General features: G+C 69.4%; 9 protein-coding genes and 1 pseudogene. 5 read left to right on the top strand and 5 right to left on the bottom strand.

Annotated features, from left to right (window positions below; genetic code table 11):
* Nucleotides 1–327: 327 nt before the first annotated feature.
* From DTL70_RS28500 to DTL70_RS28480, 5 genes and pseudogenes are all read right to left on the bottom strand, one after another.
* Nucleotides 328–779, bottom strand: a pseudogene (locus tag DTL70_RS28500) (IS110 family transposase); the annotation flags it as partial.
* A 235-nt stretch (nucleotides 780–1,014) separates the two neighbouring features.
* Nucleotides 1,015–2,217 (bottom strand): IS110 family RNA-guided transposase, encoded by a 1,203-nt coding sequence (locus DTL70_RS28495; protein ID WP_114024898.1) that lies wholly within the window; start codon nucleotides 2,215–2,217, stop codon nucleotides 1,015–1,017.
* A 299-nt stretch (nucleotides 2,218–2,516) separates the two neighbouring features.
* Nucleotides 2,517–3,368, bottom strand: a complete 852-nt coding sequence (locus DTL70_RS28490; protein ID WP_114024897.1) for a MerR family transcriptional regulator — start codon at nucleotides 3,366–3,368, stop codon at nucleotides 2,517–2,519.
* 1,123 nt (nucleotides 3,369–4,491) lie between these two features.
* Nucleotides 4,492–4,695 carry a hypothetical protein gene (locus DTL70_RS34535; protein WP_245979918.1) on the bottom strand — a complete coding sequence of 68 codons (204 nt, stop codon included), beginning with the start codon at nucleotides 4,693–4,695 and terminating at the stop codon, nucleotides 4,492–4,494.
* Between the two features lie 767 nt (nucleotides 4,696–5,462).
* Nucleotides 5,463–6,071, bottom strand: a complete 609-nt coding sequence (locus tag DTL70_RS28480; RefSeq protein WP_114024896.1) for a hypothetical protein — start codon at nucleotides 6,069–6,071, stop codon at nucleotides 5,463–5,465.
* Between the two features lie 1,338 nt (nucleotides 6,072–7,409).
* On the opposite strand from DTL70_RS28480, the gene DTL70_RS28475 reads away from it, so the two are divergent.
* From DTL70_RS28475 to DTL70_RS33745, 5 genes are all read left to right on the top strand, one after another.
* Nucleotides 7,410–7,835 (top strand): hypothetical protein, encoded by a 426-nt coding sequence (locus tag DTL70_RS28475; protein WP_245979917.1) that lies wholly within the window; start codon nucleotides 7,410–7,412, stop codon nucleotides 7,833–7,835.
* Between the two features lie 1,266 nt (nucleotides 7,836–9,101).
* On the top strand, nucleotides 9,102–11,396 hold the full coding sequence (locus tag DTL70_RS35190) for a DnaB-like helicase C-terminal domain-containing protein (RefSeq protein WP_114024895.1): 2,295 nt from the start codon (nucleotides 9,102–9,104) through the stop codon (nucleotides 11,394–11,396).
* Complete coding sequence (locus tag DTL70_RS28465) at nucleotides 11,396–11,986, top strand: transcriptional regulator (protein WP_114024894.1); 591 nt, start codon at nucleotides 11,396–11,398, stop codon at nucleotides 11,984–11,986. Before DTL70_RS35190 ends, DTL70_RS28465 begins: the two co-directional genes overlap by 1 nt.
* Nucleotides 11,987–12,017: 31 nt before the next feature.
* Entirely contained in the window at nucleotides 12,018–14,597 is a 2,580-nt protein-coding gene (locus tag DTL70_RS28460) for a DEAD/DEAH box helicase (protein WP_114024893.1), read from the top strand.
* A gap of 519 nt (nucleotides 14,598–15,116) precedes the next feature.
* Nucleotides 15,117–15,293 (top strand): hypothetical protein, encoded by a 177-nt coding sequence (locus DTL70_RS33745; RefSeq protein WP_181861123.1) that lies wholly within the window; start codon nucleotides 15,117–15,119, stop codon nucleotides 15,291–15,293.
* The last annotated feature ends 583 nt before the right edge of the window (nucleotides 15,294–15,876 follow it).

Below are 15,876 nucleotides of genomic sequence, written 5' to 3'. Positions count from 1 at the left end.
CGGGGCGGGGCGGGGTCCGTCCGTAGGATCCATGCATGGCAGACGAGAGTGAACGGGCCGTTCAGGCAGCCATCGCGGCGGAGATGCGGCTTCTCGACCCTGACGTGCGCACTTCCCCGGTCCTGGTCTCGGAGCTTCTGGACCCGGAGTTCGCCGAGTTCGGAGCGTCTGGCAGGCGTTGGGATGCGACGTCGATTCTCACCGTGACGAGTGCCGGTTCAGTGGACCCGGATTCTCCGGTCGAGGTCAGCGAGATGTCCGGGGTCGTACTCGCTCAGGGCATCGTTCACCTGACGTACTTCGCCGACAACAGCGGGCGCCGAGCATGGCGGACGCTGCCAGGTCCTGGTCGAAGCCGACCAGGCAGGTCAGCTCGGCTGTGGTCCCCTCGCCCGCGTCCAGCGTGCGCAGGGTGTGGGGCATGGTGCGGGCGGCGTCGGCGATGGCGGCGGCGTCCTTGGCGTCGGTTTTGGCTTCGCCGGGGGTACAGGTCGGCGATCCGCCGCATCGCCAGTCCGGGCAGGTAGGCGACCTGGCATCCCGGCGTCCCGAGCGACCGTGAGGGGAAGGGCGCCGATGGAGGCGGGCTGGTCCACGACGATCAGGACGGTGCCGAACTTGGCGGTGAGCTTGTCGAAGACGGCCCGCAGTTTCGGTTCGCTGTTGGGCAGCTGCTTGTCGAAGATCTTCTTGCCGCCCGGTGTTAGCCCGTGGCCGTGATGGGCAGTCTTGCCCACGTCCAGGCTGAGGAAGACGCCCACTTCGCTGGTGTCGGTCATGGTGCCCTCGCATCTCGTCGATGGCATGCCTGCCTCGCAGGTGACCCGGTGTTGCACCAGGTCAGGCGATGGCCGGTCCTCTTATCAGCGTCTCCGACGGCACCCCTCGGGCCCGGTGACACCACCCTCCAGGTCATACGAACGACAGGGGGCAAAAGTCATGCCGGGCCCGGAGGCCAGCGATCCTCTTGCAGGACCGCAGAAAACATAACGGGGGGTGCCTCTATGTCTTTCGTCAAGCGAGGCGTGGGGTTCTGGGTTCGTAGAGGGTGCCGTCGCGGAGCATCGCGAACAGCACGTCGGCTCGGCGTCGGGCGAGGCCGAGCAGGGCCTGAGTGTGGTGCTTGCCCTCCTTGATCTTCATGTCGTAGTAGGCGCGGGAGTCGGGGTCGTGGAGGGCTGCGAACGCGGAGAGGAAGAAGGCGCGCTTGAGCTGTTTGTTTCCTCTGTGAGAGGGCTGTTCGCCGCGGATCGAAGAGCCTGAACTGCGGGTCGTCGGGGCGAGGCCCGCATAGGCGGTGAGGTGGGCAGCGGAGGGGAACTTGGTGCCGTCCCCGACGTCGATGAGGAGGCGGGCCGCGGTCCTGACGCCGATGCCGGGCATCGACGTCAGGACGGCGGAAAGAGGGTGTGCCTCCAGCAGCTCGTCGAGTCGTTTCTCCAGCAGGCGCCGCTGGTCAAGCACGGCGGTCAGGGACTGGGCCAGGCTGGGGACGATCAGCGCCGCCGCCTCCGTGCCCGGGACGACGACGGTCTGTTCGTCGAGCGCGTCGAAGACCTCGTCGATCAGTCGGGCGGCCAGGCGTGGGGCCTTGGGCCGGATCACTTCGACGAGCCTGCGGCGACCAGCCTTCCGCAAGCTGGCTGGGGACCCGTAGCGTTCCAGCATCCAGGTCACGGCGGGGTGGTCCAGGCGTGGGCCAAGGACGCGTTCCAGGCTGGGGTGGAACTGGGTGAGCAGGCCCCGGATGCGGTTGGAGGTGCGGGTGGCCTCGGCTGCCAGGTCCTGGTCGAAGCCGACCAGGACGGTCAGCTCAGCGGTGATCTCGTCGGTCAGCTGAAGCGAGCGCAGGGTGTGCGGCATGGTCCGGGCGGCGTCCGCGATCACTGCGGCGTCCTTGGCGTCGGTCTTGGCCTCGCCTGGGTAGAGGTCGGCGATCCGCCGCATGGACAGGCCGGGCAGGTAGGCGACCTTGCAGCCGGCCTCCCGGGCGACGGTCAGGGGCAGAGCTCCGATGGAGGCGGGCTGGTCCACGATAACCAGCACGGTGCCGAACTTCGTGGCCAGCTTATCGAAGAGGGCCCGCAGCTTCGGCTCGCTGTTGGGCAGCTGCTTGTCGAAGACCTTCTTGCCGGCCGGGGTGAGCCCGTGCCCGTGGTGGGTGCTCTTGCCGACGTCCAGGCCGAGGAAGACGCCCACGTCGTCGATGTCGTCCAATCCATCCTCCCGAGCGGGGTTCGTGTGGTGCTGGCCAGGGCGTTGGCGTCGTATGCGCGCATCCACGTTATGCAGACCTGCCGCCCGCAAGCGGCCGGGCATTGCGCCAGGCCAGGCGGTAGTCGGACCTCTCATCAGCGTCTCCAACGGCGCCTCCCGGGCCCGGTGACACCACCCCCCAGGTCATCCGTTCGACAGGGGGCAACAGACATGCCGGGCCCGGAGGCCAGCGGCCCTCTTGCAGGACCGCAGAAAACATAACGGGGGCTGGGCGGTTGGTGGGTGTCTGGCGTTGGTGGTTAGCGGTCGTCCGGGGTGTTTTGGTGGTCTTGGGTAAGGAGTTGTGCGGTGAGTTGAAGGCAGCGGATCCGGGCGGGGGAGTAGGTGTAGGGCATTTTGGTGACTGCTTCGAAGGCGCTCGTTCGGGTGTCTTCGTCGCGGGTCTGGTCGGCGTCGTAGCTTTCGAAGAGGTTTTCCTCGGCCGCGTCCAGCCCGTCCGCCTCGATGGTCTGTGTCAGGGCTTTGTGGTGGGTGTGGTGCTGCGTGGCGAGTTCTTCGACACGTGGGTCGTCGGGATCGACGCTGTCGTCGAGGGCGGCGTCGGCCGCGTCGAGTTGGTCTGCTTCGGCTCGCAGGTCGGGGTGGGTGGCCAGCGCGATGAAGGTGCTGGCTTGGACGGCGGCTCCCAACGGTCCGAAGATCCGTTCCGTGACCAGTAGGGCGTCCAGGTCGGAGGTGCGTAGTGCCCCCGTGGGCAGGTGGCTGAGCCGGTCTGTCACCGGTGAGGAGAGCAGGCCCAGCGGGCTGCCTACGGTCTGCAGGCGCTGGATTGCCGCGCGCTGTTGCTTGATGTCGGCTTCCTGTGTGGCCAGGGTGTCTCCCAGTCGGCCCAGGGTCTCCTCGATGTTCTGGGCTCCGTCGAAGGCGGTCCGGATGTCGTCCAGGCTGATTCCGGCCTGCGCCATCTTGCGGATCCACAGCAGACGGATCATGTCGTCGTAGTCGTAGCGGCGGCGACCGTCCCCGCCTCGCTCAGGTTCGGGCAGCAGACCGATCTGGTGGTAGTGGCGGATGGCGCGTGGGGTGGTACCGGCGAAGGCGGCGGCATCACCGATCTTGACCTGGCGGGGAGGTGTGACGGGAGGGTACATCGCGGAGCGAGCCTTTCTTGCGGTGGTGTCTCGAGGGCACCACATGCCGCTACGGCAGTTGCAAGAACCCGCACTTGGGTGCGACCGGGAGCCAGGTCCTTTCATCGCCGGGTCACCCGTTGCCGTCGCCGTATCGAGCATGCCGGAGTCTCCTTTTGTGCTCACCTGTGAGCCGCTGAGCGGCGTGGAACATCGACGCGGAGTGACTATCGGCGGCCGCCGACGGCTCCTCGCCAAGTGGCCGGCACGGGGGTATTGCCACTGGCCGTTGACGGCGGATGTCAGGCAGGTGTAGCGCTGCGGGTGGCCGGTCGTGGAGCGAGCTTGAACCGTCTGCCATGCAAGTTGGACTGCTGCAGTCCTCGGGAACCACCGGTCTCGAGCATGCAGGGTCTCCTCGTTGTCTGTTGTCCGCTGTCGGCGGCGGCGGCGGGGGCGGGGGCTTCCGGGCGCGTGGTCGGGGATCGTCCTGGCGGCGAGGTGAGGAGTCCGGGTCCTTCTCTGAGCGGAGATGATGAGGCAGGAGCGGACTCTGGCGTGTCCAGGCCAGGAGAGGTCCTCTGTTGGTGGCCGGTGGGGTGCGGCAGGTTGGTCTCGGCAGGTTGGCTTGGAGGGGGCCGGGGTGTGTTTCGGGTGTTGTTCGTGGTCGCGCTCAACGGTTGCTTCGATGGTGAGAACGTGTGGGTGAGGTGTGCTGGCTGTCGTGTGGTGGGCGGGCCGTGGTGGGGGTGCTGTCATGACTGTCAGTTCCCCATCTCCTGGCCCGGCGGGCAGTGCATGGAGCGGTGGGCGGCGCTTCCGGAGTGTCAGTGTCCGCGTTGTGACGGGGAGGGGCCGCTGGAGGTGGGTGAGTTGCTGTCCAACGATGCCGCTGTGCGGTGTCGGCGACGGTGGCTGTGCCGCGGCTCCTGGCGCGTAGTGCGTCCTGCTGGAGTTGGTCTGTCCCTGGTGTCTCACGCGGTAGCCCGGGCCTGCAGCGCAGGGGTGGCGAAGGCCTGGTCTGTAGCGGACAGCGGACAGCGGACAGCGGGCGTTCGGGGCTGAGGCCTGTGCAGGGCGGGGAGCTGACGTGGGGCCTGTCCCAGTTCCTTCTCGGGTGGCGCTTTCCCGGCTGATTGGCTGATCAGTTGTGCCATTGCCGTGCACCGCGTCCACCGATGTCTGGGGCCGCCTCGGGTGCGAGGGCCGCGCTCCACTCGTTCGGCCCCTTGCCGTTGTCCTCGTTGTGCAGCCGCAAGGGCCAGGTTGCCGGGTCACCGTCGATCTCGGCAGGTGAGGAGGTGATCAGGATGCCGTTGCCGGACTGGCGTACGTCCAGGTGGAGCATGCCCTCGGTGGAGTGGACTGCGGTGGCGAACCATTCCGGGGTCGGTCGACCGTTTTGTGTGGTGCGGCTGGTGCAGCGTGTGTGCTGCTGGGGACGTCTTATGAGGTGCCTCGCATACGTGGCCTGTGCACGGGCCGAACGGTCCGCTGAACCCCCAACCGGCCATCCGGACGCTCGGGTGCGCATCCGAGCCATCCTTCACCCGTGCGGGCCGATGCGGCCGGCACCCTCGACGAGACCATCGAACAGCCGGCGAGGAGCTCGCGCTCGATCGCCTCCGAGAGCCCCAGCTCTGCGAGCCAGTCCGTAGGCGCCCCTCCGGGTCGTCGACCATGCTCGTGTTCGCCGCCCGTGGGTTCCCAAGAGCACCGGCGGTGCCGTGGGGCCCTTATCCACGAGGGCGAGGTCGCGGCCTGCCATCTGCTGCCCGTAGCGCTCGTCTCCGCCCGTCAGGGCAGCCTTCAGCGGCTCGACTTTCCGCTGGCCCGTCGGGCCCGACGGGCCAGCGGGGTTCTTGCGGTCCGTCGGAGAGGCGTATGTGGCGAGTACGACGACCGGTTCGGCTCCGGTCCACAGGCCGAGCTGGATCGGGTCGGTGGTGGCGGCCGCCAACTCGCCGGTACCGGTTCGTTCTCCACCGAGCACACCGCGACCATCGGGTCCCGGTGGCCCGCCAGACGCCACCGCCTGGCCGGTCCTCCGGCGGGCAGGCCCTGGACCGTCGCCCACTGCACCCGTCTCTGGCCCGCCCGGGCTTGGTCGGGGTCTTACTTGTGGGAGCTGATGAGGCCGCCGGTGGTGAGGACGATGGATACGCCGTTGGCGTCGAGGCCTGCGTCGTGTCCGTTGGCGTCGATCGTGCCCATGACGCCGTCCTGCCCGATGATCTGGGCGCGGTAGTGGTCCTCGTCCTGCTTGGTGATCTTGGCCTTCCAGCCGCCTTCGAGGTTGAAGGTGCCAGGTCCCTGCTGACCGGCGTCCATCCACGAGGAGATCTGACCACCCGGGGTGAGGGTGACGAACATGCCGTTGCCGTCCATCCCCGCATCGCGTCCGTCGGCGTCCAGCGTCGCGACCACAGCACCGTCACTGACAATCTCGGCGCGGTAGTGCTGGCCGTCGAGCTTGGAGATCTTGGCCTTGCTCCCGTCGACCAGGGTCTGGGTGCGAGCCGCAGAAGCGTTCTTGGACGTGAGGGAGGCGCTGTCGTTCTGCGCCTGGGACTGGGTGCTGGTGCTGGTGCTGGTGCTGGCCTTGTGGGGGCCGGACGCGTCGTTGTCACCGCTTTGGCAGGCGGTCACAGAGAACGCCGCGGCGGCGGCCACCGCGAGCAGGGTGGCGGAGCGGGCGCTGCGGCGGGTGCGGCGGGTTGTCATGGCGGGAATCTCCCCAAGGTCTCGATGTGCGGGGCCGGTCCTTGTCGTGACCGGCGCCGTCCGGGTCTGCTGTGCGCTACACCGTGTGAGATGGCTTTGAGGTGGATGTTGTTCACCGGTTTGTGTCCGCGCTTGGTAACAGTGAGGCGGCTGCTGCCTGGTGTGGCCGCTCACCTCAGTGCCATCTCAGTGCGCTTCAAGTGCGCGGATGTGGTGGCGGCCGCGGTCTGCTTCCCCGGTGGCGTCTCCTGGGGTTTTCGCCCGCTGCCGGTGTCAGGCCGTCGCCTGGGTGGCTGTGCTCACCGGTCGGTCTGCTGCCCGACGGCGAGTGTGCCGAGGTCGACACCGTCCTGCGCAAGCGCAGCACCATCCCCCTCCTGGGGGCCACGGCCACCCCGGCTCGTTCACCCCTGAGGGGGACGTGAACCAGGAACCGGCCCTCGAGGCCTGCCTTGCGCGTGCCGGCGAGTCGGACGGACGTGCCAGCGGACGAGGGCGAGGGCGTCGGGGAGGTGCCGGGTCTGCTGCGGCTGTCCACGGCCCTGATGTGGCACCCGCCTGGGCCGACCAGCCGGCCGGGACCCGCGGCGGGTGGAGGTGTGCCGGACAGTTCGTCCTGAGTGGGGGGCGCGGGCCGGGCAGTTCGGCGTGAGGCGGCGGGCCGGGGGCCGCGGAGCCGGTGGCGGCGGGCGCGGGTCGGGGGGTGTGGTCGGGGCGAGGGCTTGTCCTGACACCGGGGTGAGGAGCGCGGACCGTGGTATCGCTTCTTTTCGTACTCGGAAGGCCACCGGGTTCGGCATGCGCGTGTAGGGCCGATGGCGTCACGCCGCCCGTCTGCGCGCGGGAGGGCCGAGAGCGGAAGGGGAAAGCAAGGGGGAGAAGCGAACGCCGCCCGTGTGCGCGGGGGAGGACCGGGCGAATGGACGCGGGTTCTGCCACGTGGAGGTCAGCGTGTCCGTCGGCGGTGTACGCGGCACCTGCGGGACGGCCTACGTGCGGGGCCCGGCCGGCACCGCTCGCCGCCTGTAGGCGGTGCCCTCAGCTGAGGCCGGCTGTGTGCGCTATGCCGAGGAACGCTTGGCGCGTGCGGACAGAAAGGACGGTAAGTAGTCAAGCGATACCGGCTTCGTGAAGCGGTCCGGGGCCGGCCCGGTGCGGGGGTCGGGAGCCGGGACCACGGTGGAGTCGAGCGGCACCACACCCGGTCCGCGCTCCGGGCGGTCCGGATTCCGGGCATGCCCGTTGCGTGCTGGTCGACGGCCCCTGGACAACCCCCTGCTCGACCTCACAAGCTGGGCGCGGCGAACCGGCCGACGGTGCAGCACTGGTGGAGGGGCGTTGCTGACCATTGCTATCTCGATTTTCGCGGTTCTGGTGTCGTTGGGGTCGTTGATTCTCGGATACGCGTCCTCTCGCCGCTCCCAGATGCCGGTCCTGCAATTCACATGGGAGAACGGGCAAGAACACACAAGCGCGGGAACGTGGAGCCTCGTGAATGTCGGAACGGGGCCTGCCACCAATGTCGTCGTCGCACAAACCGAGAAGACAAGCCTCACCCATGGGCTGAACGGGGAGAGGTGGCTCAATCCCGTACTGGCGCCGTCCATCCCTGCCGGCGGCCGGCTGGATCTGCGATGGCTCGGCGAGTCCAGAGGGCTGGGACGGGGATTGGGAGCCAGCTACACGGACGTGCAACGGTACTTCTACACCACCAAGTGCGGGGACGACGTCTCCATGTTCTTCATCGGATTGCACCTGCCTTGATGGCCACTGTTGAAACACGGTGGCGAGAAGATCGTCAGAACCTGGTGGGGTATGGACGACCTTGCCGGTTCGCAGTGGTCTGCGGCCACGGCCGCGCAGAACCGGCGGTGTTGGTGGCTGGCTCCACGCTTCGGTATCTGTCGGCGTCTGGGCGGATGGGCCGACCCCGTGCTCCCCTACACACCCCAGCGCGACCGGGCTGGATGAGGGGCCGCTGGCGCCCTGAAGACCCTCATCGACGCGCGCGCGGGCGCCGACCACAACGAGCCACCGCCCCGCACGCCGCGCCCCCACCGCACGCACCGCACGCCCCGCCGCCGCATCCGGCTACCTGCCGGCTGGCCGCCGCCTCCACGGTCACCGGCCCCTGCGACCCCTCGGCCAGGCCGGCCACTGCGGCGATCCAGCCCGGCGTTCTTCGCCGCCAGGAATCCATCGGGCCCAGCACCGCGTCGCGCGGTGACGAACAGCCGCCACCGCACATACAACTCCGGTCGCCCCAACTGGGCCGCCGTGTCCTTGATGCGCTTGACCAACGTTCTCGTGGATGCGTTTGGCCAACGCGTTCTCGTGGATGCGCTTGGCCAGTGCGCTCTCGTGCACCTCGCAGACCGCGTCCCGGACAGCCCGCTCCTGGCAGGGCAGCCCACTGCTGGCAGAACTCGCTCGGCTCTCCGCCGATCACGAGCCGCTCCCCGCTCACCTGCGCATCGCAGTCGCACGACCAGAGCTTCCTCCACGGTCACCGGGACGAGCGGCTCGCCGCTGCCGCCACCAGCGCCCTCCGTCACCTGATCACCAGAGCCCGCGCCGTGCCGTGCGTGGCGCTGGATGACGAAGGGGGGCGTCATCCGCCTCCGCCCACTCCCGCCCCTGGCCGAGTCCGCACTCCAGGAAGGGGGACGTCCTCGGCGACGTGCCAGACGGACGGGCGGGCGGGCAGGACGGCCAGGGCGCGTTGCCGTGCGGCGCGGCTTCTCCACCATCGGGGCGGACGGCCCGGTAACAGGCTCACTTCCTGACCTGAGGCGACGGTTGCGGTGGTCGTCCTGATTCTGGCCGTAACGCGTCACCCTCGAACTCGGCGACGAGACCCAGGCCGACACAACGATTTCGCCTCCGACGCCCGACCAGGCGACCGCCGGGACGGCGAAAGCCACGACCCAGCAGCCTGATCAGGGAACCTCTCAACCCACACTCCGTCTCATACAAACACCTACAACGTACCTACTGAACTAGGATGGGGTACTGGCAAAGGAGGCCCGCATGGATGTGACGCTCTCGCAGGCTCGCGAGCAGTGGAGCGAGGTGATGGAACGCCTCAGCCACGGCGAGGACACCATCCTGATCAACACCAAGACCCGGCGGGCCGCCGTGCTGCGCCGCCTGGAAGGACCGCAGCCGCCCGGGCCGGTGTGGTCAAGTACCAGGGCACGGCAAGAGCTCGGCGCCCTGGTAGCCGCGGCACAAGAAGCCCCGCAGGTCCTCACCACGGGCGGCCGGCCCACCGCAACCGTCACCCAACACGCCACCCCCCACACCGAGTCACCGCCACCTGACACGATCTCCGGTGTCACCGGCCTCGGTGACATCCTCGACGGCCTCCTCCACAACGCGCCACCAGCCGGTCTCTCCACCGGCGTCACGGCCCTGGACCGGGCCAGCGGCGGCCTACCGCGGGGCAGCCTCACGCTGGTGACAGCCCCGCCGAACGCGGGCGGCAGCCTCCTGCCCCTCCAAGCGACACGCGCCGCCGCCTTCAACACCGAGCAACCGACCCCGGTCCTCTACGCCCTCTCAGGGGTGCCGTTGCAGGTGGCGGCTCGGCGTCTGATCGCCGCCGAAGCCCCCGTGCCCTACGCCCAGTTCGCCGCCGGCACCCTCACCGCCGAGCAGCGTCAGGCCGTGGTCGACGCGGACAGTCGACTACGCGCCGCGCCGTTGTCGTTCACCCGGCCGGAGCCGGCCGCGCAGGCCATCGCGGAGGAGGCCTCCCGTATCGAGGGGCTGGGCCTGGTGGTGGTCGACCGGCTCCAGCACGCCCGCACCGATGGCGCCCCGCTCTCGGGCCGGGCCCTTCCCTCAGCGATGAAGACCCTGGCGCGTCTTGCTGCCGAGCGGCAGGCCGCAGTGGTGGTGCTGCTGGATACCGACGACCCGCAGCTGGTCACCCAGCTGGAGCCGGACCGCACCCTCCATCTGACCCGCCCGCACGACGCCGGCACCGCCCGTATCACCGTCACCGCGCGAGACCTGGGCACCCTCGCGACTGTCGAGGTTCCCTTGGACATGGCTCACCTGCGTCTGCTCGACGAGCCCGCTGCCTGTGCCACAGCGGCTGTCACACCGCAGCCCGCCGCACCGTCCCCCACGACAACCCCAGCCTCTCCAGGGACCCGCGGCGCCGCACGTCCCGCTGCCACGGGCCCAGTGCCGGGCCCTCGTCCGGTGACGACGGCTGGTTCCGCGCGCCCTACGGGTGGCTCCAGCGCAGGCACGACCGCGGTACACAAGGACGGCGGCAAGGTCGGCGAGCTGGTCGAGCGCATCGAGGGCAAGGTCCACGCTGTCCTCGCGGACACCGGCGGCCAGGTCGAAGAGGCGGTCGCCGCGTTGAAGAAGACCGCCATCCCCGACGTCATGGCCCTGCTGGAAGAGAGCCGGACCGGGGGGCGCTACGACTTCCGCAACTACCCCGACCTGCCCGACATCCTCCACAAACGCGGCCGCCAGGAGGCCGACGACATCTGGGAAGCCCGCCCCCGCTGGACCGCACCGCCCGAGGTTCTCGACGCGCTCGCCGACCAGACGGCCACGGTCACCGCGCTGGATATCAACGGCGCCTACCTCAGCGCGCTCAAGGCCCACCTGCCCATCGGCCAGCTCGAACACCACCTCGGCCCCGACAACGGCGGGCCCCCGCACGACACCAAACGCTCCGGCATCCACCTGATCACCCCACCCGCCTGGGACCACCCCCACCTGCCCAACCCACTCGGCGACCGCGAAGAACCCGGACCCATCTGGATCACCGAATCCACCCTCCGCCTCCTCCTGCGCCTGGCCAGCCCCAAGGCAGGCCTGAGCGAGCGACCCCTGATCCACGAATCATGGACCTCCGGATCGACCGAGCAACTCCTCGAAACCCTGCGCCGCGCCCTGGTACAAGTCCGCACCCGCGCCCTGGCCACCAACTCCGCCGAGAGCGAGGCGGGGTATGAGTACGTGAAGGCCATGTACTCCAAGCTCGTCTCCACGATGGGGGAGTCCAACTACAACCGCGACCTCTACCGACAGGATTGGATGCACCTCATCCGCTCCCAGGCGTTCGCCAACCTGTGGCGCAAAGCCTGGGCCGCCCACCAAGCCGGCCTCACCGTCGTACGCGTGATGGGCACCGACGAACTCCACCTCGCCGGCGACTGGCGCAGTGCGCGGGCGGCGGGGAAGGAGACCCTGCTCTTCCCCGAAGGGCGTGAGGTCACCGAGGTCAAGCCCAAGCACACCTACCGCCTGGAGAAGACGGCCGCAGGCAGCTACCGCGAGCGGGAGGCCCACTGATGCCCGACAGGTCCCTCAACTTCGGCCTCTACGGCGCCCACGGCACCAAGAGCGCCCAACTCGCCGGCCAAGTCCTCGACCGCCTGGCCATAGAAGGCGGCATCCGCTCCCCCGCCACCACCCGCCGCGGCCTGACCGCCCGCCTGAACTACCTCACCAACTCACCCGCCGGCTACCAGACCATGCGCGAGGCAGGCATCACCGTGGCACGGGGCACGCTGCGCCGCTGGCTCCAGCACAAACAAACCCCCTCCCGCGCCAACCTCGCCCGCATCGACGCCGCCTACCGCTCCTACCGGCACCGCAACGTCGCCCGCCACCTCCTGGCACGCCTCAACGCCCGCGGCGGCACCCGCGTGGAAATCCAGCCCCTCGACCAGTCCGGCGTCGCCGATCCCCGCAAGCGAGTCATCGCCACCGACACCGCCACCTTCCGCCGGCTGCGGATCCGCTCCTGGGACCGGATCGTCGAGGCCTGGGCCGCCGCCGACGACGACGCCCTCGCCGACGCCTGGGACGACGAACTCACCGACCTCGGCTCCCAGTGGGGCCAATACGAGTACGCCACCTCCGTCGGCTTCTCCGCCTGAGCCACGGACCGCCCGAGGAAGGAGAGGACAGATGGAGAAGACCGACACGAACGAGCCGGTGCAGCTGCGGCGCCGGCAGAAGGAGGCCGTGGACGCGGCTGTCTTCGCTCTGGAGACCCCGCCCGGCGGCATCCCCGCGACCGGGCTGCGCACGCAGGTGATCGCCGCCCCGGGATCGGGCAAGACGCTGGTCGCCTACGAGGTGGCCCGGCGCCTGGAGCCCCGCGGCCGCGTCCTGGTCCTCGTCCCCACGCTGAATCTGCTCACGCAGACGGTCGCCAAGTGGCGCCAGTACGGCATGCGCGGCCCCGCGGTGGCGGTCTGCTCGCTGGACCGCGACCCTCAAGTGCGCGCCTACCTCGCCGACGAGCTGGACGTGCGCTGCACCACCAACCCGATCCGCCTCGCGATGTGGGCCGGCACCGGACCGGCGACGGTGTTCGCCACCTACGACTCGCTCGTCGGCCGCCCATCCGGCGACGAGGCCACCGAGGACGAGGGAGAGGAAGCGGCCGAGGAGCGGGCGGTCGCCGGGGTGCTGGAACGTGCCCTGGCCGGAGCGTTCGGCCAGAAACTCAACGGCTTCGGCCTGGCGATCGTGGATGAGGCCCACCGCACCGCAGGCCTCGCCACCAAGCCGTGGGCGATCATCCACGACAACCAGCGCATCCCCGCCGACCGGCGCCTGTACATGACCGCCACACCCCGCGTTTACGACGCGGACGCCCAAGATGGCGAGGTACTGGTGGCCTCGATGGACGACCAGGCCACCTTCGGCAAGCCCTGCTTCACCTTCCCCCTCGGCCAGGCCATCGAGGAAGGCGTCCTCGCCAGCTTCGAGATCGACGTCCTGGAGATCCGCGACCCCGCACCCCCCACCGACGAAGCCTCCCTCGAAGAGCGCCGCGGTGCGCGCCTGGGCGCGATCCGCGCCGCCACCCTCGCCCACATGGAAACCGCCGGCATCGTGAGCCTGCTGTCCTTCCACTCCCGCACCCAGGAGGCCCTCTCCTTCGCCCGCGGCCTGCCCGACGCGGCCGACGAGCTACGCGCCACGGGGCGGTTCCCGGGCGAGGTGTGGGGGGAGTGGCTGTGCGGCCTCCACCCGGCCGCCCACCAGCGCGCCGTCCTCGGCCAGATCGCGAACGGCGTGGACGCGGAGGGCCGCAAGACGGAGTTCCGCATCCTGTGCACCTGCCGCCTGCTGGGGGAGGGCACGGACATCACGGGCCGCTGCGGCCTGGACGGCGTCCTGTTCGCCGACATCCGCAGCAGCCCCATCGACATTGTCCAGGCCGTGGGCCGCGCCCTGCGGCAACAGCCCGACGAGGGCAAGGTGGCCCGCCTGGTCGTGCCCGTCCTCCTCCGCCCCGAGGACGAGGGACGGGACATGGCGGCAACGGCCGCGTTCGAGCCGTTGGTGACCGTCCTGCGGGCGCTGCGCTCCTTCGATCCGCGCGTCGTCGAGCAGCTGGCGCTGCGTCCGGCCGGGCGCAGCGGCACACCAGAGGATGTCCTGGCCGCCGACCCGGCCGGAGACCCACGAGAGGCCGATACATCCACCGAGAGCGAGCCAGCCGACGAGAACCACGCCCAGGAGGAACCCAACGGCGGTGAGGGGGCCGAGCTGGCCCTGCTGCACTTCTCCCGCCGCCCCCGCGAAGCCAACGAGATCGCCCGCCTAGTCCGGACCCGCGTCCTGCGCCCGGAGTCGACAGCCTGGCTCACGGGCCTGGAAGCCGTCCGCGCCTTCACGACCGCCCACGGGCACGCGAACATCCCCTACACCGCCACCATCGACCTCGGCGACCACGCGGTCGACTACCCGGTCGGACCGTGGGCGGCCGAGCAGCGCCGCGCCTGGCGGGCCGGCGACCTGGCCGACTGGCGCACCGAGCTCCTCGCCGAGACCGGCTTCGTCTTCGACCCCCGCGACCAGACATTCACCGAGTTCCTCGACCTGTGCGCCCTCTACCACGCCGACCACCACACCCTCGCCGCACCCCGCGACGCCGTGATCGCGGGCGTGCCGGTCGGGGAGCGGCTGCACCAGACCCGCAAGCCCGGCGGCCTGGGCAAGAAGACCGAGCGCGCGAGGAGCCGGCGCGAGCGACTGGAGGCCATCGACCCCGACTGGAACCCCACCTGGCCACTGACCTGGCAACGCCACTACGCGAAAACCCGCTGGCTCCTCGCCCAAGGCGCCACCCTCGCCGAACTCCAGCCCGGCGTCAGCCTCGGCGGCGACGACATCGGCACCTGGCTCGCCCAACAGCCCGCCGCCTGGCACGCCCTCACCGAAGGCCAACAGCAGCGCCTCATCACGCTGGGAATCACCCCCGCACCGGCCGGACCGCTCCCAGCCGCTCCGTCGGTGCCCGACGGGGCGTCGCGGTGGGAGATCAACCTGGCAGCCGCCCGCCAGTTCAAGTCTCGGGAGGGGCACCTGCGAGTTCCGCGGGACCATCTGGAGACGGTCACCGACACCGCCGGGCACGAACACGCGGTTCGACTCGGGGTTTTCCGCAGCAACACCCGCTCCCACCACAAGAAACAGAAACTCACCCCGGACCAGACCCGCGAAGCACACGAAGCGGGAATCCTTTCCTAACTCCCCGCGCGACTCCGCCACGATGCCTCGAAGAACTCGGACCGTTCGAGTCCCTCAACGCTTGATACCGACGCGCCGTGATCGAGTACCAGTCGGTGTCAGGCTCAGGCGCCACCGGCTGGGCACCCGCAGGCGCTCTGCACCGCGTTGGGGCTGCCTGACTTGTGCGGCGGCGCTGGTTACTTCGCTTCGGGACGCTGGGTGGGCCTCTCCCGTTGACTCGATCGCTCCCAAACCTGGCGTATGCCGATAGTTTGCCGAGAAGGTGATGCCCCGTTACTCTGATGATGGAGACCAATCCCCCACCGATGCGGCACGACGGGCCCAGAGGTGGGTACAGAGGGTATCGACCTATGGCCACCATTTGACCTTCGAGATTCGTACTCCCGCGTTGAGAACCGATTACGGTTTCATGCGGGCCGTCGAGGGCGCATCTCGGTTTCGGACCACAGATGATTGTGGGTCGGGCCGAGCGCGCCTTTTTTGCTTGGCTTCACCACAGGATTGGGAGTAGGCCAGGTGAAAATCCCGGAATGGGTAACGACCAGCCTGACTGTCGTCAGCGTCGTCGTCTTCATCGTCTCCGTGACTCTGAAGAGGATCCCCGCCCTCCTGAGCGACGCCCGTAGGGCAGTAATGGCGTATTACGACTTCCGGGACGGCGTGAAGTGCAGGCGCCGCAGGGAGGTCGAGTGATGAACGTCGTTGTCGTGGGGATGCGTCATAGGTTGTCCTTGCAGGCTGGTTGTTTGTTTCCGGGCCTGTCGTACGGGCGTGACAGGTGGTGTCGTTTGCCGGGGCGATGACGTGTCGTGTGTGTAGGCGGGTTTGTGGCGGCGCGGAGTTTCGGTGATGCGCTGCCCTTCCCGCCGTTACTCGAAAAGCACGGCCGGCGCATATCCGGCTGTGCGAGAGAGAGCAAGAAACTTCCAATGCGCACCCCATCGTGCATACTTGAGTTGCCGTCAGGGAATGCTGCCGGAGGGTGCGGGGGAGTGGGCCCGTAGACCAAAACCTACCCCCTAGTGCATACTGGGAGAGTCGACCGGGCACCGCACCCCCTCTCGTCGTAGCCCGCCTCGTGTGGCCCCGGAGGGGACACGCGTTCACCCCGGCCACGAGGCGGGCCGCAGACCGGAAAGAGAGGGAAACCCCAGGGCAGTGGACCCGGTTGGCTCCGGCCGGAGGCTGGGGCCCCGCCCCCGGATGGGGGCGGTCGGCGCCCGGAGGGCGCCGGTCTTCCGCCGCGCAGCGGCGGCGCGTCGTGTCTGCGGAGCAG

The sequence above is a fragment of the Streptomyces diacarni genome (genome assembly GCF_003323715.1).
Classification (GTDB): domain Bacteria; phylum Actinomycetota; class Actinomycetes; order Streptomycetales; family Streptomycetaceae; genus Streptomyces; species Streptomyces diacarni.
This window is presented reverse-complemented; position numbering and strand designations above follow the sequence as displayed.

What these genes read in the sequence shown, in the direction of transcription:
- DTL70_RS28490 (WP_114024897.1), bottom strand. Translation starts at nt 3,368, where the DNA reads ATGTACCCTCCCGTCACACCTCCCCGCCAGGTCAAGATCGGTGATGCC.
- DTL70_RS34535 (WP_245979918.1), bottom strand. Translation starts at nt 4,695, where the DNA reads ATGCTCCACCTGGACGTACGCCAGTCCGGCAACGGCATCCTGATCACC.
- DTL70_RS28480 (WP_114024896.1), bottom strand. Translation starts at nt 6,071, where the DNA reads ATGACAACCCGCCGCACCCGCCGCAGCGCCCGCTCCGCCACCCTGCTC.
- DTL70_RS35190 (WP_114024895.1), top strand. Translation starts at nt 9,102, where the DNA reads ATGGATGTGACGCTCTCGCAGGCTCGCGAGCAGTGGAGCGAGGTGATG.
- DTL70_RS28465 (WP_114024894.1), top strand. Translation starts at nt 11,396, where the DNA reads ATGCCCGACAGGTCCCTCAACTTCGGCCTCTACGGCGCCCACGGCACC.
- DTL70_RS28460 (WP_114024893.1), top strand. Translation starts at nt 12,018, where the DNA reads ATGGAGAAGACCGACACGAACGAGCCGGTGCAGCTGCGGCGCCGGCAG.